The following is a 19,148-nucleotide window of genomic DNA, read 5'->3' as shown; positions in this document are numbered from 1 at the left end:
GGCGGGGCCAGTTGGGGTTCGCTTGCCTTGTGGTCGTTTGCTTGCGCTGTAGCGCTGGCGTTTGACGGTTGGGCTGGCGTTTCCGTCGGGAAGGCAGGCGAACGACGGTAGGGCAGGCGGACGACGGTAGGGCAAGCGAACGACGGTAGAGCAAGCGAACGACGGGAGAGCTGGCGTTTGACGGGAGAGCTGGCGGCCGGTGAGAAGAGTTTTTGACAAGCTCCACCGTGTCGCGACGACCTTGACGGTCTCGCCGATGACCTCCCCACTAGGGTGGGGATGTACAGCCGTCTAACAAGGAGAGACCGTGAAGGGCATCGTTGTTTTCTCCGGTTCCGCCCATCATGCGCTGGCTGACGAGATCTGTGACCACCTTGAGGTTCCCCGGAGTCACGTGAAGATCTCCCGGTTCAGCAACGATTGCCTCCAGGCCCAGCTGCTCGCCAACTGCCGACAACGCGACGTCTACATCGTGCAGCCGCTCGTGCCACCCACCCAGGAGCACCTGATGGAACTGCTGCTGATGGTCAACGCCGCCCGTGGCGCGTCGGCGGCGCAGATCACGGCGGTGATCCCGCACTACGCCTACGCCCGTTCCGACAAGAAGGACGCCTCCCGCATCTCCCTGGGCGGTCGTCTCGTCGCCGACCTGCTGGTCACCGCCGGCGTCGACCGGGTGCTGACGATGAACCTCCACGCCCCGCAGGTCCACGGGTTCTTCTCCGTGCCGGTGGATCACCTCACGGCGCTCGGCGTCATCGCCGACCACTACCGCGGCCGCGACCTCAGCAACCACGTCGTCGTCTCCCCGGACCTCGGCAACGCCAAACAGGCGACGCTGCTGGCGCGGCTCCTCGGATTGCCAGTGGCCGCCGGCAACAAGCAGCGCCTCGCCGACGACAAGGTGGTGATCTCGTCGGTGGTCGGTGACGTCGCGGGCAAGAAGGCAATCGTCCTGGACGACGAGATCGCCACGGGCGGGTCGATCGTCGAGATCGTCTCCCGGCTGGCCGATTTCGGGTGCGTCGAGGCCTCCATCGCCTGCACCCATGGACTGTTCACCGGCTCGGCGGTGGAGCGGCTCACCTCCGCCACCCACATCTCGGAGGTGGTCTCCACCAACACCGTCCCCGCACCCGAGAACTTCCCGGGCCTGAAGGTGCTGAGCGTCGCCTCGCTGTTCGCGGAGGCCATCGCCCGGATTCACAGCGGAAACTCGGTCTCGACACTGTTCAACGGGGTCGATCCCGCCTACGCCCAACCCCAGGAACCCGAGGGCCTGTTCTGATTCCGGTTGTTCAGCGCCGCCTGCTGGCGCGGATTCTTTCCACGACCTCCCGCCAGGTCGGGACGATCACCCCGTGGGGACGCATCATGGTGCGCAGCCGGTGGCGGGTGCCGAAGATGCCGATCAGGCCGACGGCGAAGAACGGGAACTGCAAAGCCATGGCCTGGTCGAGCTGTTCGGCGGTGTAGTCGCCGGAGGGGTTGAGCCAGCCCAGGAAGGCGCTGATGGCCAGCAGGCTCAGGGTGGCGCCCGTGAAGGAACCGGTGATGACCAGGCCGTTGGCCGCGCCGAGGCGGTGCGGGGGCAGCAGGGTGCGGGGATAGTCGAATCCGATGCCGGTGCCCGGACCGCCCGCGGACATCGCGACCACCAGGAGGATCAGCAGCCACCACGGCACCCTTCCCGGCCACAGCAGCGCCGCCGCCCATCCGAGCACATTGAACCCGATGACGGCGAGAGCCAGGTTGCTGCGACGCAGCGGGTGACGCGAGGTCAGCCAGCCCAGCAGCGGCGAGAAGACGATGGAGCCGTAGACGGTGAGGCTGAACAGGAAGGCGGCCTCGGCCTCCGAGCGTCCCTCCGCCTGTTGCAGCCACGGGATGCCCCAGATCATCGCGAACACGTTGACGCTGAAGCCGCTGGTGAAGTGCACCCAGAACCCGAGCCGGGTCGCGGGATGCCGCCAGGCGTCGGCGATGCCGCGGGGCAGGTCGGAGAGTTTCTCCTCCTTCGGGGCGGGTCGCGTCCGGCCGGGGGGTACGTCGCGAACCCACACGGCGCTCATGACCCCCGCGACCACGGAGGCGAGGGCTGCACCCAGGAAGGCCCACACCCAGCCTTGGGTGTTGAACAGAGGAAGCAGGATGGTCGCGGAGGCCACCTGCCCCATCTGCCCCAGCAACCCAGCCAGCTGCGTCAGGACCGGCACCCGCGACGGCGCGAACCATTCGGGGATGAGCCGCAGCACCGAACCGTACATGCAGGCATCGCCGATGCCCAGCAGGATGCGGGCGGCGAAGGCCAGGGGCAGGGAGTCGGCGAAGGCCATGATCACCTGCGCGGCGACCATCACCCCGGAACCCGCGATCATCACCACCCGCGACCCGTAGCGGTCGACCAGCACCCCGACGGGCAGCTGCGCCAGCGCGTAGGTCGCGAGCTGGACCATCACGAAGGTGGAGATGATACCGACGCTGGTGCCGAAGTGGTTCGCCGTCTGGATCCCGAGGACCCCCAGGCTGGTGCGTTGCATGATCGCGATGCAGTAGGCGAGGATGCCGACGCCCCACACGATCCAGGCCAGCCGCCCGGTCCTTGCCACCTCGTGCTCCTTTCCCACCACGTCCGCGGAAAGTGTAGAGGTTCCGGGCTGTGCAGTCGGTTTCGACTCGGGTCGCTCGTTCCTCGCGACCCGGCTCACCCGGCTTGGGAAGGGAGCGCTCAGGCGATGCCGAGGATCTCGGTGACGAAGACCAGGGTCGCCCCGCCCTTGATGCCGGCCTGCGGGACGCCGTGGTCGCCGTAGCCGAGTTCGGCGGGGATGGACAGCAGGACCCGGGAACCGACGCGCTGACCCACGAGGCCGTCGTCCCAGCCGCGGATCACCTCGCCGACGCCGACGCGGAAGCTCAGCGGCCGGCCCCGGTCGTAGGAGTTGTCGAAGACCGTGCCTGCCCAGGACTGCCCGAGGTAGTGGGTCGAGATGGTGTCACCCGCCTTGACCTCCGGGCCGGTTCCGGCGTCGAGCAGCTGTACGTGAAGACCTTCGGGGGCTTCGGTGCCGGGGAAGGTGAGGGTTGGTTTTGAACCCTTGGCGCCCTGCACGGAGGGCATGTTGGTCTTGCTCATGTGCCAGGAGCCTATCGACTCCCGGGGTCGGTCGCCGTCAGTCGCCGCTGAGCGCCTTCACCCAGTCGGGGGTGGGGGTGGGAATCTGTTCCCGGGTCACGTCGCAGTTGGCCTTGGTGCCGGGGGCGGGACCGAACTCGCGGCCCGCGAAGATGTTGGTCTTGACCCATTCGTAGTAGGCGTTGAACTGGCCGGTGTCGTAGGGGTTGTCCTTGGCGCAGCGGGCCACGTAGTAGCCGACCACCTCCGGAAGGGTTTCCAGGTTGTTCCTGCCCGCGTAGGAACTGAAGACGCCCTGCTTGGCCGCGAGAGCCTGGAACTCGGTCCAGTACTTGGGGTTGGAGTCCCGGTCGGCGTTGAAGATGTGGGTGAACTCGTGGATGACGATGCGCGACAGGCGGCCGATGTCGCCGAGGTCGACGGCTTCCTTCCACTTGGTGAAGTCGAAGGTCAGGTAGCCGGGTTTCGTCAGTGACCAGTCACCCCAGGCGAATCCGCCGATGTTCGCGGCGTTGATGCCGATGGTGCCGCTCGCCTTGGCCTTGAGGCTGGGCAGGAAGTCGGTGCAGGAGACGGCGTCGAGGGCCTGCCACACGACGCTGATCTGGGTGCGGTTCGTGTCGTTCCAGCCGTTGCCGGCCAAGGTCACGCCGAAGTTGTCGGCCAGCTGTTTGGTGATCTCGGAGATCGGGGTCTTGTCGCCCGGCCAGGGATGGGTGGCGGGGCAGGGAGCGTGGATGCCGACCACCGAAGGTCCCACCGTGGGTTTCTCGCCCTTGGCGGTTGCAGATGCTGCCAGAACAATTCCTGCGATGGCCACCGCGGCCGCGGTCAACCAGATCACAAGCTTGCGCATCGGCATCTCCTGTTTTCGGGTACGGACTGGGAAAGACTCTCTCAGGATTCTCAGGAAGTCAAGTTCAGGGGAGAGTCGGGGTGAACCCTGGCATATCCAAATTGACCGGATCGTGTGATATGAGCCGATGCCGGGGGGATGGCCGCCGGGTCCCGGGTTTCAGGGCGGGTGGTCGTGCCGCGGTGTTCCGCGAACAGGTGTGATGCCCGTTTCATCCCGGCCGGTGGACTACTCTTCGGTCATGTCACTGTTTGAACTCCACCGCACCGACCATCCCACGCCCGAGGCCGAGCGCGCCGCCATCGTGGCGGATCCGGTGTTCGGTAAGTTCTACGCCGATCACATGGCCGTCGCCGAGTACACCGAGGGACTTGGCTGGCGCGATGCCCGCATCATCCCGACGGGACAGTGGCAGCTGCACCCCGCGGCCGCGGTTTTCCACTACGGGCAGGAGATCTTCGAGGGGCTGAAGGCCTACCGCCACGCCGACTCCTCGGTGTGGCTGTTCCGTCCCGAGAAGAACGCGCGGCGTTTCATCTCCTCCGCGGAACGCCTCGAAATGGCCCCCCTCCCGGAGGAACTGTTCCTCGCCTCCCTCGACGAACTGGTCGCGCTGGAGCAGGCGTGGGTGCCGCAACCCGACGGTGAACGCAGCCTGTATCTGCGTCCCTTCGAGATCGCCGACGAACCCTACCTCGGGGTGCGCGAGGCCAAGAACTACCGCTACGGACTGCTCGCCTCGCCCGTCGGCACCTACTACCCGGCTCCCGTGAAGCTGTGGGTCACCCCCAACTACACGCGGGCCGCGCCCGGCGGCACCGGCGCCGCGAAGTGCGGCGGCAACTACGCCGCCAGCCTCGCCGCCGCCAACGAGGCCGCCGCCCACGGCTGCGGGCAGGTGCTCTACCTCGACGGCGCCGAGCACCGCTGGCTGGAAGAGTGCGGAACCATGAACTTCATGATGGTCACCGCCGACGACCAACTCGTCACCCCCGCCCTCGGGTCGATCCTGGAGGGCGTCACCCGCGACTCGCTGCTCACCCTCGCGCCCGAGCACGGCCTCACTCCCGTCGAGCGACCCATCTCCATCGACGAGCTGCGTGACGGCATCGCCTCGGGCCGGGTGACCGAGACCTTCGCCTGCGGCACGGCGGCCGTCATCACCCCGATCGTCGGCTTCAACTCCCCCGAGCACGGCGTGCAGACCGTCGGAAACGGGGAGCCCGGGCCGCGTACCCGCGAACTGCGCTCCCACCTCCTGGACATCCAGTTCGGCCGCGCCGAGGACCGGCACGGCTGGCTGCGCCGCGTGGTCTGAGGTCCGGTGGTGTTCCGGGCCGTCATCGGTACCCTCGGATACGTCGTCCGCGACGGCCGGGTGCTGCTGGTGCACCGCCAGCGCGCCGGCGACGACCACCGCGGCAAGTGGAACGGTCTCGGCGGCAAACTGGAACCCGGTGAGGACGCCGTCGCCTGCCTGAGGCGGGAGTTGCGCGAGGAGGCCGGGATCGAGGCGACCTCCCTGCGGCTGCGCGGCAGCATCGCCTGGCCGGGATTCGGTTCGGACGGCAGCGACTGGTTCGGGCTGGTCTTCCTCGTCGACGCCTTCGACGGCGAACCCCCGGAGCGCAACGACGACGGCCCGCTGCGCTGGGTTCCCCTCGCCGAACTCGGTGACCTGCCCATGTGGGAGGGCGACCGCCACTTCCTGCCCCTGGTCTTCGACGGCGGACCCCAGTTCCACGCCGTCATCCCCTACCGCGACGGCCGGGTGATTCCCGGGGCGGTGAGGGTCACGCGTACCTGAATCCGCGGAGGAAACCCCGGCACCGGAGGGGGCGGCAAGACGTCTCAGGGAGCTCTCAGATAAACCTCAGGCAATGTGCTGAACAAGCCTGGCTGTCGTACTTTTGGTCGGCGGGGTGGTTGTCTTATTCCGGGGGTTGTGAGACCTGGCGTGTACCTCGCCCGTCCGCCGCCGCGCGCCGCCGCGCCGCGGGAAGCGGTGAACCACCTAGTCAAAGCCGGTTTGGCGGTTTCGGCCGGGAGGGTTTTGCTCTCTTCCGGGGCCCGTTTCGACGGTTTTCCGGGCCCGCTGGGAGGCCGTCCCGGGAGCCTGATAGAAGCCTGAGAATATTTTAGGAAACCTTTCTCCGGATGCTAGTCTCGGCGCGTCGGCATGGATAACGATTCCGTCCCACCGCGAAAGGAGTTGAGAGCACATGAGGCGGCCACGGTTCCACGGTCATGAATCCGGCGGTCGCGCGGTCCTGTGTTCCGGCTCGAGGGCGGGGTCAACTGGCGTTGGGCCGGTTGTCCCGGGCTGCGCGGTGACGGTTCGAGATCATCCCGGACGAGAACCTCGCGGAGAAAACCGCTGCGTGCATGGGGTGCAAGGCGTGTCGGACTCCGGGAGGTTCAAGGAGGCCCACCTGGGGACGACAACGGGTGATGTCTCCAAACCGAGGGGGTTGGGGTTCGGAAACAGCCCCAACCCCGCCCGGGTCGCCTGATCGGCCGCCGCGGCGCGTGAGTTCCAAGGGGAACGGATCTCACGATCTGACCGCGACCGCAGGTGTTCCGTCGGCTCAGTCGCCTCAGGGGGGTTCCGGAAAGACCTGGTGTCACCGGGATCGAGCGGTGGCGCCGGAGCCAGAGGTTCTGCAAAACGGAGAACGGAACCAGCGACGAAGGCCTGATCGGGCGACCCGGGGGTCCGGCCGGAACCCCCGGGGCTTCTCAGTAATTTCTCAGAAAATGAGGTGTCGTACGTTTGGATGACCCTCCGGAGTCGCGACCGGCGACCTGTCCCTCTCGTCCCTCCGGCCCGTTCGCAAACGGAAACCCTGAGAAAACCCCTTGTGATGGGCGAAATCGACGATCCCAGTGAGGTCCGGCCGGGTGAACTGGGGAGGAGGTCGGACGGTGTCACCGCCCCCGGGGATGAGCTGAGAATCCTCAGGAATGGTTTGAGTGCAGGGTCGGGATGTGTTACGAAGGTGGTAACCGGGCAAGGACGTGCCAGGCGGGTGATCCGCAGCAGGGCGCGACGTTCAAAACAGAACAACGTACCCGGTGTCGCAGGGTTTCAGTGCGGGCTAGAAGGGCCCAGCCCGCTGATTACGAGGAACCTCATCCGCCGCGAACCAATCACGATCAAGGAATCAAGGCGATGCAGACCACAAAATCACGACTGTCCCGAAGAAAACTTCTCTCAACCACGATGCTCGGCCTCCCCGCGCTGGGAAGCCTGGGTGTGCTCGGCCTCTCCGGAGCCACGCCCGCAGCGGCCGCCCAGAGGACCGGGGCCGACTTCCTGGGGACCGCGGAGACCAGGACCGGTTGCTCCTACCTCTGGGGTGGCACCGGCCCCGATGCCTTCGACTGCTCCGGTCTGATCCAGTGGGCGCTCCGGCAGCTGGGGGTTGACTTCCCCCGCACCTCGGAGCTGCAGATCGGGGCCAGCAGCGTCATCGACCTGGGACTGGCCAGGAAAACCCCGGGGGCCATCATGTGGCACTTCGGTCACGTGGGTATCTCCTGCGGTGACGGCGTCCACACCTTCGAGGCACGCAACTACGACTACCCGCTCCAACGCTTCGACACCGAGCCGGGAACCAGCCCGTGGGTCTCGGGCGGTCTCGTCCCGGGCCTGATCTACCCCGACCTGTCCGAGACCATCAGCCTGACCGTCGACGGTTACTGGGGATCCAGCACCACCCGCCGCCTCCAGGAAGTGCTCGGCACCACCGCCGACGGCCTGGTCTCGGGTCAGGGCGAATCCTGGAAGAGCAGGAATCCGGGCCTGACCAGCGGATGGGAATGGAAACCCGACGATTCCGCCCAAGGATCGGAGATGATCCGCGCGGTTCAGCAGAAACTCGGCACCGAGGCGGATGGTCTCATCGGCACGAACACCATCAAGGCGCTCCAGGCGCACTTCGGAACTGTCGAGGACGGCTCCATCACGGAATCCTCGAGCTGCGTCAAGGCCCTCCAGGAGGCGCTCAACAACAACACGTTCTGACCGTGGGGCCGCCCGGGCCAGCCACGGAAGCGGAGACCGACCCGGGTGGCGTGCGGATGATCACCGCCACTGTGCTTGGGGGGAAGAGGCCGCGTCGCCTCTGACCTGACGGCTATGTCGTGAGGACCGGCGCAAAGGAAAAAGGTTCGATCCACTGGCGGAAGGACCTGACCTGCCAGGGATTGACCACGACTTCAAGGAGTGGAAATCAATGAACACCGCAAAGCAACAGATGTCCCGCAGGAGCCTGCTGACCACCACCGCGCTGGGTGTCCCCGCCATGGGGCTCCTGGGTGCGGCCAACCTCATCGGCGCCGCGCCCGCCTCGGCTGGTCCTTCCGGGCGTGACTTTCTCCAGATGGCCGAGACCAGGGCCGGGTGCCCCTACGTCTGGGGTGCCACCGGCCCCGATGCCTTCGACTGTTCTGGGCTGGTCCAGTGGTCGCTCGCCCGGCTGGGGATTTCATTCCCGCGTGTCTCCGAAGCCCAGTACAACGCCTGCCAGCCGATCAGCCTCGAGCAGGCCTGGGTGACCCCGGGCGCGATCCTGTGGTTCGAGGGGCACATCGGCATCTCCTGTGGCGACAACAGCACCTCCTTCGAGGCCCGCGACGAGTCCGTGCCGGTTGGCTACTTCAACACCGACCCCGGATGGACCAACGGCGGGCTCGTTCCCGGGATCGACTACGGCCGTGACCCCGGCGGCGGCTCCGTGGCCGTTGACGGCTACTGGGGTACCACCACCACCCGGCGCCTCCAAGAGGTGCTCGGCACCCCCGTCGACGGGATCGTCTCGAGTCAGGCCGTGTCCTGGCAGGCGAAGAATCCGGGACTCACCAGCGGTTGGGACTGGGTTTCCGACAGCCAGGCGACCGGGTCGACGGTCATCAAGGCTCTCCAGCAGCGGCTGGGGGTCGGTGCCGACGGTCTGATCGGCACGAACACCATCAAGGCGCTCCAGGGATACTGCGGCACGCCCCAGGACGGGTACTTCTCGGAAGGCTCGGCCTGCATCATGGAACTGCAGAAGAAACTCAACAACGGCGCCCTCTGATTGATGCCCCGGGGCGTGGGACCGGAGTGGGCCCACGCCCCGGCATCTTCTCCTGTGGCGAAAGAAAACGAGACCTCCACCACGGAAACCCGGCAGGATCGTGCCGGCGCCCCGGGCCGTCGAACTGATCTCAGGGGCCGTTCCGGGGAAGCTCAGGGGCACGAGGCTCTGGTGTCTTCGTGCTCGTGCGGAGACACTGGAGTTCGAGGCGTTGTGAAACGGAGGACGAAATGAGTGAAGAACAACGCGGCCAGGAGAATCACGAGGCCGAGAACACCCGACCCGGACAGGCCGGGGCTCCCGAGGGGGAGATCATTCCCGAGGGGACCGGGCGGGACAGGACGGACAACGAAAGGCTCGACGACGCCGCACTCAGGTTCATGGCGGACGCCGCCTACGCCGTCGCCGGATTCGCCGGGTTCGTGGGGGAGAAGGCGAGGGCCTTCTACGACGAGCAGCGCTCCGAGTACGCCAAGACCCATCCGGACGTCGAATCCCCGGGTGCCAAGGAGTTCCTGGAGCAGCTCGGCAGCCACCTGAACCGGTTCGTCGACGAGATCAACAAGGGTTTCCGCGAACTCAGCGACAAGGGCCGCGAGGTCATGAAAAGCAGGCCCGTGAACCTGGAAACCGAGAAAACCGAGCCCACGGATCCCGAACCCGCGGCACCCGAACCGGCGGAACCCAATGGTGAGGAATACGGCGAGGAGTACAAGCAACCCGGGAACGAGTAGCGACTCCCCCGAAGTTGGTTGAGCCGCCCTTCGCTCTGCGAGCCGGGCGTGTCGAAACCATGGCGGGGGTGTCCGGGGCTGTGCTGGCTAAGCCACACTCCTTCCCGCTTCCCCTGTACACGAATCGCGGAAGAGGAACGGTTCAACGTCGTGTGGTGACGTTGAACCGTCGAGCCTCCGTGAGTCGTGCACGGGAGGGGCATGCAATGCTGCTGTCCATCGGTCCGGCTCAACCGGGTTGGAAGTGGTGAAGCCGGCTGAGTCGACCTGCGAGCGGCAGGAGCTAGGATTCCCCTCATGCCTCGTCACACCATCAGCACCATGATCGGGAAGCTCGTCAAACAGGTGGCACGGCTCAGGGGCAGTGGTTCGGCGTTGCCCGGGCTGGTGGTCGAGAGGATGGATCGCGGATACCTCAGGCGCACCCTGGAACCCCTCCCCGGCGGCGTCGTGCTGGTTTCGGGCACCAACGGCAAGACCACCACCACGAAGGTGGTCACCGAGCTGCTGCAGGCCGTCGGTTACAAGGTGTTCACCAACCGCACCGGATCGAACTTCTCCCGCGGCGTGATCTCCGAGCTGCTGCCGCTGGTCAACTGGCGCGGCAGACTCGATGCCGACATCGCCGTCCTGGAACTCGACGAGGCCTGGGCCGTGCACTTCGTCCGCCAGGTCAAACCGCGCATGAGCCTGTTCCTGAACGTGATGCGCGACCAGCTCGACCGGTTCGGTGAGATCGACACCGCCGCCGAGATGCTCGCCAAGAACGCCGAGGCCGCCACCGAGGCGGTGATCCTCAACCGCGACGACCCACGTGTCTACCGCATCCGGGAACGCGCCAAGGCCGAGGCCGTCTACTTCGGCACCACCGACGAACTGCTTGCCCTGATGCCCACCGACGACACCCTCAAGGGCGGCCAGGCCCAAGCCAACCACGAGGCCCACGCCGATGTGCTGCTGAAGGCCATCGACGGGCGACGCGCAACCTACGAGATCGACGGGACCGACCACGTCGTCGAGATGAGCCTGAACGGCGTCTACAACCTCATCAACGCCGCCGCCGCCCTGACCCTGGTGCGGCGGATCGTCGGCGACGCGGTGCCCACACAGAAACTCCTCGAGGCCCTCGGCAACGTGCGGCCCGCGTTCGGCCGCGGCGAGACCATCACCTACAAGGGTGTCCCGATGGAACTGGTGCTGGTGAAGAACCCCAGCGGTTTCCGGTTGTCGCTGCTGTCCTTCGCCGACGGCAGGGCGGACAACATGATCGCCATCAACGACAACTACGCCGACGGCCGCGACATCAGCTGGCTGTGGGACGTCGACTTCACCCCCCTCGACTCCGTCGCTCTGGTCACCGGCACCCGCGCCGACGGGATGGCGCTGCGCCTGGCCTACGACGACGTCCCCGTCGGGGGGATGGAGGCCGACCTGCAGCGCGCCCTCGACCGTTTCGCCGCCCTCAACCCGGGCAGACCGAAACGCATCTACACCACATACACCGCCATGACAGCCCTGCGGAAACTGATGTCCGGGCTGGCCCTCGGCCAGGACCAGGAGGCGGTGGCATGATCCGCATCGTTCAGCTCTACCCGCGCGACATGAACCTCTACGGCGACTGGGGCAACGCGCGCGTGCTCCAGAAACGCCTCCAGTGGCGGGGAATCGACGCCGAGATCGTCGACCACAACCCCGGCGATGACACCGACCTCGGATCCGGGGACATCTTCCTCGGCGGCGGCGGCCAGGACGCCGGGCAGGACAAGATCCAGGAAGACCTCCAACGCCACATCGACGAACTGGGCCGCCTCGTCGAGGACGGCGCGCCGATGCTGCTGATCTGCGGCATGTACCAGCTGCTGGGACGCACCTTCGTCACCGGCGAGGGAAAGATCATCAAGGGCGTGGGCATCCTGCCGCTCGACACCCGCGCCGGCACCGACCGGCTGATCGGCAACGTCACCCTGGAATCCCCGGAGTTCGGGGAGGTCGTCGGTTACGAGAACCATTCCGGCCGCACCTACGTCGACGACGGCCACGAGCCCCTCGGCAAGGTGCTGCGGGGAGCGGGCAACAACGGTGAGGACCAGCAGGAGGGGCTGCGGTACCGCAACGTGATCGGCACCTACCTGCACGGCCCGATCCTGCCCGCCAACCCGAGGGTCGCGGACTTCCTGATCACCAAGGCCCTCGAACGTCGCGGCATGCCGGCGGACCTGGCGGCGCTGCCCGTCGACGAGGTCGCCGCGAAGGCCCACCGCACCGCCAAGAACCGCCCGCGATGAAACCCCGGGGACGGGGTGGAGCCGACTGGCCGGGTCCTTGCCCCCTGCCATGCGGGATCTCACGGCCCGGGTGGCGCCGCTAATCGGGGAGCACCGGAACCTTGAGGATCCGGGGTTCGCGGGATTCCTCGATCATCGAAGGGAGCGCCGCCGACAGGGTGATCACCCCGAACAGCATGGCGATCAGGAAGCCGTCCTTTCCGATGTTCGTGTACACGGCCATGGCCGTGCAGGTGATGGCCAGGGCGATGGGGCCTAGGAAGGTTCCGTTGGAGACCATCCTGAAGCTGAGCAGCGTCATCGCGACGACCGCGAGGCAGGGGATGAGTCCCGATTCCAGGGCCGCTGTCGGGGTGACCCGGAAGGACAGGAAAAGGCAATCCAGCAACCCCGCGAATATCCCGGCCACCACCGACTTCAGGTGTCCCATCGGCTCGGGACTGTCGTCGGGAGGTGACGAGTGGCGCAGCAGCAGGGCCGCTCCCGCGGCGATGAAGGTGGCCCCGCCCATCCAGGGAAGCATCGACTTGAGCGGGGCGGCCATGGACAGCGGCAGGACCAGCAGGAGAGTGCCGGTGCCGGCCGAGAAGAGGGCCGCGGCATTCCCCTGGGAGAGGAACCCGATCACCACCGGGACGACGAGACCGAGGAGAATGCTGGCGGGAGGCGTCTGGGCCGGGCCGCCGGACGGCGACCCTCCGGGGACCGCGCTGAACAGGATAAGGGCGAAACCGAGGAGGGCCCCGGCCAGCAGGTTCGTCAGGCAACGGCAGAGGACGCCGACCGTGACGGGTTCCTCCAGGGTCACGTACAGCGGGGTCTCCTTCTTCGATGCGTCCATGCCTGTCTCCCAACGACGGTGTCCACGGGGGAGGCGCTGATCGATGCGCTATGCGCTCCCCGACAACAAATTATTACCGGAGCGGGTCGGGGACGCGCGACTCCGCGGCGGGTCCCGGGCCGAAATTTTTTTCAACCCCGCAGGGTGGGACTCAAACACCCACCGGGCAGGGGAAACCCCGGGAAAAATCGGCGTGCAGGGTTGAAGGTGACCCCCTCGCCTCTTAGTGTGGAGACACCGGAGCTTGCGGAAGTAAATCATTTGCCGGGACGTGTGCGGACGCGCCGAACGGAACGGCTCGTGTTTCCGCGACAAAACTGAATGTCCAGATGATCACGTGCCCACCAGTGGGCACCGGTTCGAGTCGGTGAACCCCGGATTCCCGGCGTCGCCGACTCGGCGAACGCGAAAGACGTTCGAGACGGATCGACAGGAGCAGAATCAGTGCTTTCCCACAAACCCAGATTCCCCTCAGGGTGATCAAACCCTCGGGTTCAGCCCTGCCCTGAGCCGGGCCGTTGAACCGGTGAAACCGCGGCCGGGACGCGATTTCCGCATCCATTCGGGATGCGTTTCTCGGAAAATCTTCTTCCACCCCTCACAGCTGTCCCGCCTTTGGTGAAGTGTGCCCAAAATCCAAGAGACAAGGATCAAACAATGACCATTGAAAAACCCGGAATGTCGCGTCGTCATTTGCTGAGAACCGCCGCCATCGGTGTGCCCGCCATGGGTGTGCTGAGCGCGGTGAACCTGTTCGGCGCCCCCGCGGCGAAGGCAACCAAGCTGACCGTTGACGGCATGTGGGGAATGGGAACCTCGCTGGCCCTGGAGAAATTCCTCGGGCAGATCGTGTTCCGCGGGATAAGACTCAACCAGGGCGGGTGGATCCGCAGCCAGCCCGCCTCTTGGGCATCGGTGAATCCCGGCCTGGGATCGGCCTGGGAATGGGTTCCCGACGATAAAGCGAGCGGCTCGGCGACCATCGCCTTGATGCAGCGCTGGCTGGGGGTCGGTGATGACGGGCTGATCGGCCCCACCACCATCCGGGCCCTGCAGGCCCACTACGGGACGATCACCGACGGCGTCCTGGACGAGGGCTCCCCGACCATCGCCGCGCTCCAGGACGAGATCAACAAGCACGTCGGATGAGGTGGCCCGCGCAGGTCCGGGGGAGGACGGCCGCACCGGTCGCCTCGATCTCCGCCCCGGGCCTGCGCGTTCCAGGTGTCGCCACCATCATGGCCGCTACGGGCTCGCCCGGGACGGCGTCCTGGACGAGGGCTCCCCGACCATCGCCGCGCTCCAGGAAGAAATCAACCAGTACCTCTGACCAGCGCGACGACACCGGGCGCTTCGGAGTCGTATCAGCGGTGGCGTCCTGACCTGATCCTCGGTGGCGGTGAAACAGCGGTTGCGCAACCGTGTGCTTTGCGCGAGCCCCCTCCATCGGTTCTGGGCCCGGTCCCCGGGGCGGCTGATCATCCGATAGCCTCAATGGGTGCCCCTGCCATCGTTGCCGGCCCTGAACCGCAGCCTGCCCGTCACGTCGCACTCCAGCCGGGTGCACCACGTCGTGAAACTCGTCCGCGCGCACGCCGACGATCCGCGGCTACGGGTGCTGCTCAACGCCTTGGCGGGGAAGTCCAGCTACCACGCCCTGCTGGCGGTGGAGGCCGCCAAGGCGCTGGGCGACGAGGACCGGCTGCGGGAACTCGCCAAGCACTCGTCGCGGCGCGTCCGGCTCCGGGCCGCGGCCTGTCTTCCCCTCAGGGTGAAGGATCCGGAGGCCTTTGCCGCCGACTACGCGACCCGGCCGATCGGGGAGCGGCGACGCCTTCGCCGCCGGATCATCGACGAGGGCCATCACGAACTGGCGGCGGCGCTGCTGGCGGCCCCCCTGCCCGACCGGGAACGCGCAGGGTTGTTGATCGCCTGCGACCCCGAGGTCGTCGCGGATCACATGCCCGAACTGGGCGACCTGGTGCCGAACCTGGCGGCCCTGGCGAACCGGCATCCCGACGCCCTGCTGGCCGAGCTGCGTCGTCGTCTCGAGGGGGCACCGACGGATCGCCGCTCCGCGATCTGGTTGTGGGCCGCGCCCGCCGCACGTCACCTGGCCCACAACCGTCCCCGGGAACTGGCGCTCCTGCTGGCCGCCTCGGAGGCCTCGCAGGGGCTGCCGCCGCTGTTTCGTGGCGTCGCCGGGACGCTGCTGAACGCTGCCCCCGAGGAGATGTCCCGGCTCTTGGCGGCCACCCCAACCGACTGGCTCTGGGGTGGCGTCGTGCTGCGCAAACAGGTGCGCCGGCGTTTCCGGGAACTGAACCGGGAACAACGCGCCCGTATCCTGCGCGCCGAACGCAACGACGACCGCCGGGTGGCCGACCTCCTGCGGGGCCTGCCGCCACGGGAACGGGCCCAGGCCTTCAGCGACGCCTACGAGGGTGTCGAGCTGCGCGACCGGGAATGGAGCGAGGAACTGCTCGACGCCCTGCCCCGGGAGCTGCGGGAGACCGAGGCGGCCCGGATGGCGGCGCTGCCCGTCAACCAGGCGCGGGGAGATCAGCTGTGGCTGGCCGCCTGCCTCGCTCCCGGCGAGGCCATCACCGTCGCCGAACCCTGCCTGAACTCCAGCGACGCCGAGGAACGCGGAGCCGCCTGGCGGGCGGTCCTAGCAGCCGCGCTGCGCAGCCGCGACCCGCGGGCGGTGGTGGTCGCGTTCGCTCGCATCGAGGCCCTGGCAGGTGAACAGGACCCGGTGCGGAACACGGCGATGTCGGCCCTCGCGGTGGCCAGCGGCCGGACCCTCGAGCTGATCCCCATCGAACGCCTGAAGAAGCTGGCGGGCATACTGATCGACGCCCGCGACACATCCTCCGCCACCTTCATGAACCTGCAGGGCGCGCTCTGGCGGCTGCTGGTCCACCGGGCCCAGCTGGGGGAACCGGTCCAGGAGCAGGTGGAGCTGCTGGCCTGGCTGCCCGGTTCCTGCTCCGCCCGGGCGGTCCTTGCCGCCGGCCGGGTCCTGGGCGTGGGCGGGAAACTGTTCCTGCCCATCCCGGCCGCCGCCGCGAAAACCCTGGTGGCGGGATTCTCGCAGACCTTCAGGACCGAGGCCGACCGGGGAGAATACGACCAGGTGAACTGCCTGGCCGTGCTGCTGGGCCGCGACCGCCACGACCTGCCGGAGATCACCGGCATCCTGCGCCGGGCCATCAGATCCCACGACCCCAACACCATCGACCGCGCAATCCTGGTGTGGCTGGCGCCCCCGCGGACCCGCGGCGAAAGGCTGGCGGGACTGCTGAAACTCGATCCCTCGTTCGCGACCCTCGGACACGTCCAGGCGGACATCTGCCGTCACCGTCCCGATCTGGCAGCCATTTTGTACCGGAAGATCCCGATCTCCGGGCGCCTGCACGACGATACCCCCTATGTCGGGATCGCCCCGGGGCCCTTCGACGGGTGGCTGCCCGAGCAGAGCCGCTCCTACTCGCAGGCCCTGGCCAGGTTCGTCGACGACGAAACCCAGGACCGGTGGCGGCGGCTGGCCGCCGTCGAGGTGCTGGGCCGGCTTCCCTGGCTCGCCCCCGACGCGCTCGAACCGGACAGCCCGGAAACCGTGATCCGGGAGGCGCAGCTGACGGCGGCGTTCCGGTCTCCCGCGGTGGAGTGGTCGCTGACGGATTTTTTGACCGTGCTGGACACCGACCTCGCCCCGGCCGCGATGCTGGCCGCCAACCGTGTCATCGACGAACTGCCGCCCGCCGAGACCACCGAGGCGCTGATGGTCGTCGCCACCGACCAGTGGCGGAAGGTGAACGTCCGCAAACAGGCCGTGCGGCAGGTGGCGCGCCTGCACCGTCCCGAGGCCGCCGAAATGCTGGTTGACCTGGCAATGGATGTCACCATCCACCGTGACGTGCGGCTGGCGGCGACCGCAGGGCTGATCGAACTCCTCGGCGACGAATGGGCGTGGGAGGCGCTGTCCGAGGCCGCGGCGGGTGGTCGCGAGTCCGCCATCGTCCTGGCCGGCATCGACCCGGGCCGGATGTCGGCCAGGCACCGGGGCAGGTTCGGGGAGATCCTCGCGAAGGCCTGGCCGGAACCGGCACTGGTGGACGCCCTGCCCAAGTGGGGTTTCTGGACCCCGAAGATCACCGGGCGAATCGTCGAACTGCTCTCCTCGAAGGAGATTCCCGTCCGGGAGGCCGCGGTCCGGGCGCTGGGCAGCGCGGGTTCCGGGTTGCGCTGGGGCATGCTGCTGGTGGCGGTGGCCGGGATCGCCGCGGCAGCAGCGGACGAGCCGGACGATTCCATGGAGGAACTTCCCAACCAGCGCCTGCTGGAGGACGTGGTCGCCGCTCTCCTGCCGTACGGCCCCCGGGTCCGGATGGAGCGGCGCGCCCGGTTGAAGGAACTGGCCGCGGCCCTGGCGGCCTTCCCGCACACGGCCCGGCAGCACTGGCAGGTGCTGCTGGCCGCCACCGACTGGAACGATCCGCTGGCCGATCTGACCGAGCTCGCCGAGGTCGTCACCGATCCGCTGCGCGCCCGCGAACTTCTCGAACTCACCCAGCAGACGCTCGAAGAGCTGCGTGAGGCGCGGCTGCACGTCGATTTCGCCGAGGTCACCGACGAACTGCTGGCCCGCGGCGACCCGGTCGGGGGAGCGATCGCCCTGGCGCTGCTGGGGCACGCGGGCGAAGAGGTGGGCTGGGACGACGCCTGGCGCGCCCGGCTGCGAACCGCCCGCTCCCACCCGGTGCCGGCCGTCGCCGCCTGGGCCCGGGAAATCCACGTCGGCCCCCGGTAGCCACTTCGTCCCGACCTCCCGTCCCGACCCCGGCCCCTCCCGTCGTTATGTCATTTGGAAAGAATTTGTACCGTACACGCCACAAAATCTTTCACGATCTCGACAGAACCTTTCCAAATGACATAACGACATCGAGGGTGGGGGTCAGTGGGTGGTTCGTGGGGCCGTCGGGGTGGGAGGCCAGACCAACAGCGCCCACACCTGCGCGATTCCCGACAGCAGCAGCACCCCGGCACACGCGAGGGCCAGCAGAGCGGGACAGACGTGCGGAAGAAGCAGCCCGCAGGCCCAGATGAGGACGAACCCGCCCGCCAGCTCGCTCGAACTGGAAACCGCCATGGCGCGACCCAGGAAGTGTTTCGGCAGCACCTTCACACATCCGACGAACCAGAGGTTCATCGCCATCCCCAATGCGACGGCCGCCAGGAAGAACCCGGCGACCACCACCGCACCGGGCAGGCCGAGACCCGGCGGGAGAAAAGCGACGGCGGCCACCGCGGAACAGACGGAGGAGACCAGCAGCGGCCTCGAATCGGGAACCCAGCGGGTCGCGACACCACCCACCAGCAGGCCCGCGACATGGGCGGTGGAGAACATCGCCCAGCCGGCGGCACCGCCGTAACTGCGGGCGGCCAGCACGGGCCCGAGCAGCTGATAACCGGATAGCCACGCGCCGGCCGCGAGGAAACCACAGACGGCGCAGGCCACCAGCCACGGCGAGCCCCGCAGGAGCGCACGAAACCCCCCGGCAGAAACCCCGGCATCCGATTCGTCTACATCGCCGCCGGCAGGACCGGAACCTTTCCCGACCGCCAGCAGGAGTGCCGCGGAGAGCAGGAAGGTCGTCGCGTCGACCAGGACGGCCACTTCGGCGGAGACCACGCTGATCAGGACACCGGCGACGGCCGGCGAGGCGATCCGCGCCAGATTGACCAGCGTCGCCTGCGTCGCGACGGCCCTGGTCAACTCCTCGCCCTCGACGACCTCGGCGATCATCCGCCGCGACGACGGAAGGGTCAGGGAGGACAACGCCTCCCCCAGGAACAACAGACCGCCGATCACGACGATGCTCGACCTGGCGTGCAGCAGACCCACCCAGAGCAGAACCTGCACCACACCCGCCAGGCACCGCAGCACCTGGGTGGTGCGGATCGGGCTGCGTCCCCGGTCCGCCAGGACACCCCCCGCGAGGGTCATCACCACCGGGGCCAGCGCACCCACCGCCAGCACGGCCGAGAACTTCGCCACCCCGTCGCGGTCACCCAGCAGCGCGAAGGCCACCGCTATGGGGGCGATGCCGCTGCCGAACGCATTGAGCGCCTGCGCCACCGAGACGACCAGCACTTGCCTCGCGTGGGAGCCGGTGGGGCCGGCCCGTTTCGTCACGTCTTCTCGTGCC

Annotated in this window: 16 protein-coding genes; 11 read left to right on the top strand and 5 right to left on the bottom strand. The window is 67.7% G+C overall.

The features are described from left to right. Positions 1 to 307: 307 nt before the first annotated feature. Positions 308 to 1,288 carry a ribose-phosphate diphosphokinase gene (locus ACO6D6_RS05225; RefSeq protein WP_484783823.1) on the top strand — a complete coding sequence of 327 codons (981 nt, stop codon included), beginning with the start codon at positions 308 to 310 and terminating at the stop codon, positions 1,286 to 1,288. 10 nt (positions 1,289 to 1,298) lie between these two features. On the opposite strand, the gene ACO6D6_RS05220 is transcribed toward ACO6D6_RS05225, so the two are convergent. From ACO6D6_RS05220 to ACO6D6_RS05210, 3 genes are all read right to left on the bottom strand, one after another. Continuing rightward, positions 1,299 to 2,609, bottom strand: coding sequence for an MFS transporter (locus tag ACO6D6_RS05220; protein WP_484783821.1), 1,311 nt, complete (start codon positions 2,607 to 2,609; stop codon positions 1,299 to 1,301). Between the two features lie 119 nt (positions 2,610 to 2,728). Then, the gene (locus tag ACO6D6_RS05215) at positions 2,729 to 3,136 is read right to left on the bottom strand and encodes an FKBP-type peptidyl-prolyl cis-trans isomerase (protein ID WP_484783819.1); all 408 of its coding nucleotides are present in this window, start codon (positions 3,134 to 3,136) and stop codon (positions 2,729 to 2,731) included. Between the two features lie 37 nt (positions 3,137 to 3,173). Next, complete coding sequence (locus ACO6D6_RS05210; protein WP_484783817.1) at positions 3,174 to 3,992, bottom strand: hypothetical protein; 819 nt, start codon at positions 3,990 to 3,992, stop codon at positions 3,174 to 3,176. Positions 3,993 to 4,233: 241 nt separating this feature from the next. On the opposite strand from ACO6D6_RS05210, the gene ACO6D6_RS05205 reads away from it, so the two are divergent. From ACO6D6_RS05205 to ACO6D6_RS05175, 7 genes are all read left to right on the top strand, one after another. After that, a complete protein-coding gene (locus tag ACO6D6_RS05205; protein ID WP_484783815.1) occupies positions 4,234 to 5,310 on the top strand; it encodes a branched-chain amino acid aminotransferase in 1,077 nt (358 codons plus the stop codon). A 9-nt stretch (positions 5,311 to 5,319) separates the two neighbouring features. Beyond that, entirely contained in the window at positions 5,320 to 5,799 is a 480-nt protein-coding gene (locus ACO6D6_RS05200) for an NUDIX hydrolase (protein ID WP_484783813.1), read from the top strand. Positions 5,800 to 7,164: 1,365 nt separating this feature from the next. Then, positions 7,165 to 8,019, top strand: a complete 855-nt coding sequence (locus ACO6D6_RS05195; RefSeq protein ID WP_484783812.1) for a C40 family peptidase — start codon at positions 7,165 to 7,167, stop codon at positions 8,017 to 8,019. A gap of 211 nt (positions 8,020 to 8,230) precedes the next feature. Next, on the top strand, positions 8,231 to 9,073 hold the full coding sequence (locus tag ACO6D6_RS05190) for a C40 family peptidase (protein WP_484783810.1): 843 nt from the start codon (positions 8,231 to 8,233) through the stop codon (positions 9,071 to 9,073). Positions 9,074 to 9,303: 230 nt separating this feature from the next. Then, positions 9,304 to 9,807: a hypothetical protein gene (locus ACO6D6_RS05185; RefSeq protein ID WP_484783809.1), complete on the top strand. Its 504-nt coding sequence runs from the start codon at positions 9,304 to 9,306 to the stop codon at positions 9,805 to 9,807. A gap of 297 nt (positions 9,808 to 10,104) precedes the next feature. Next, complete coding sequence (locus ACO6D6_RS05180) at positions 10,105 to 11,379, top strand: MurT ligase domain-containing protein (protein WP_484783807.1); 1,275 nt, start codon at positions 10,105 to 10,107, stop codon at positions 11,377 to 11,379. Then, complete coding sequence (locus ACO6D6_RS05175) at positions 11,376 to 12,092, top strand: type 1 glutamine amidotransferase (protein ID WP_484783805.1); 717 nt, start codon at positions 11,376 to 11,378, stop codon at positions 12,090 to 12,092. Before ACO6D6_RS05180 ends, ACO6D6_RS05175 begins: the two co-directional genes overlap by 4 nt. A gap of 79 nt (positions 12,093 to 12,171) precedes the next feature. Here the strand turns inward: ACO6D6_RS05175 and ACO6D6_RS05170 are convergent, their stop codons facing one another. Next, positions 12,172 to 12,933, bottom strand: coding sequence for a hypothetical protein (locus ACO6D6_RS05170; protein WP_484783804.1), 762 nt, complete (start codon positions 12,931 to 12,933; stop codon positions 12,172 to 12,174). A 657-nt stretch (positions 12,934 to 13,590) separates the two neighbouring features. Between ACO6D6_RS05170 and ACO6D6_RS05165 the strand changes: the two genes are divergently transcribed. The 3 genes from ACO6D6_RS05165 to ACO6D6_RS05155 all read left to right on the top strand — a co-directional run bounded on the left by ACO6D6_RS05165 (position 13,591) and on the right by ACO6D6_RS05155 (position 17,749). Next, on the top strand, positions 13,591 to 14,082 hold the full coding sequence (locus ACO6D6_RS05165) for a peptidoglycan-binding protein (protein WP_484783802.1): 492 nt from the start codon (positions 13,591 to 13,593) through the stop codon (positions 14,080 to 14,082). Between the two features lies 1 nt (position 14,083). Beyond that, entirely contained in the window at positions 14,084 to 14,263 is a 180-nt protein-coding gene (locus ACO6D6_RS05160) for a hypothetical protein (RefSeq protein WP_484783801.1), read from the top strand. Between the two features lie 168 nt (positions 14,264 to 14,431). After that, positions 14,432 to 17,749, top strand: coding sequence for a hypothetical protein (locus ACO6D6_RS05155; protein WP_484783800.1), 3,318 nt, complete (start codon positions 14,432 to 14,434; stop codon positions 17,747 to 17,749). 144 nt (positions 17,750 to 17,893) lie between these two features. Here ACO6D6_RS05155 and ACO6D6_RS05150 read toward each other — a convergent pair whose 3' ends face one another. Beyond that, positions 17,894 to 19,135, bottom strand: coding sequence for an MFS transporter (locus tag ACO6D6_RS05150; RefSeq protein ID WP_484783799.1), 1,242 nt, complete (start codon positions 19,133 to 19,135; stop codon positions 17,894 to 17,896). Between the last annotated feature and the right edge of the window lie 13 nt (positions 19,136 to 19,148).

It is taken from the genome of Arachnia sp., from assembly GCF_057238465.1.
The sequence above is the reverse complement of the archived record's forward strand: the minus strand, read 5'-3'. Positions and strand labels throughout refer to the sequence as shown.

Excerpts from the sequence above, each read along its gene's own strand:
- ACO6D6_RS05215 (WP_484783819.1), bottom strand. The coding sequence starts at position 3,136 with ATGAGCAAGACCAACATGCCCTCCGTGCAGGGCGCCAAGGGTTCAAAA.
- ACO6D6_RS05210 (WP_484783817.1), bottom strand. The coding sequence starts at position 3,992 with ATGCGCAAGCTTGTGATCTGGTTGACCGCGGCCGCGGTGGCCATCGCA.
- ACO6D6_RS05205 (WP_484783815.1), top strand. The coding sequence starts at position 4,234 with ATGTCACTGTTTGAACTCCACCGCACCGACCATCCCACGCCCGAGGCC.
- ACO6D6_RS05195 (WP_484783812.1), top strand. The coding sequence starts at position 7,165 with ATGCAGACCACAAAATCACGACTGTCCCGAAGAAAACTTCTCTCAACC.
- ACO6D6_RS05190 (WP_484783810.1), top strand. The coding sequence starts at position 8,231 with ATGAACACCGCAAAGCAACAGATGTCCCGCAGGAGCCTGCTGACCACC.
- ACO6D6_RS05185 (WP_484783809.1), top strand. The coding sequence starts at position 9,304 with ATGAGTGAAGAACAACGCGGCCAGGAGAATCACGAGGCCGAGAACACC.
- ACO6D6_RS05180 (WP_484783807.1), top strand. The coding sequence starts at position 10,105 with ATGCCTCGTCACACCATCAGCACCATGATCGGGAAGCTCGTCAAACAG.
- ACO6D6_RS05175 (WP_484783805.1), top strand. The coding sequence starts at position 11,376 with ATGATCCGCATCGTTCAGCTCTACCCGCGCGACATGAACCTCTACGGC.
- ACO6D6_RS05170 (WP_484783804.1), bottom strand. The coding sequence starts at position 12,933 with ATGGACGCATCGAAGAAGGAGACCCCGCTGTACGTGACCCTGGAGGAA.
- ACO6D6_RS05165 (WP_484783802.1), top strand. The coding sequence starts at position 13,591 with ATGACCATTGAAAAACCCGGAATGTCGCGTCGTCATTTGCTGAGAACC.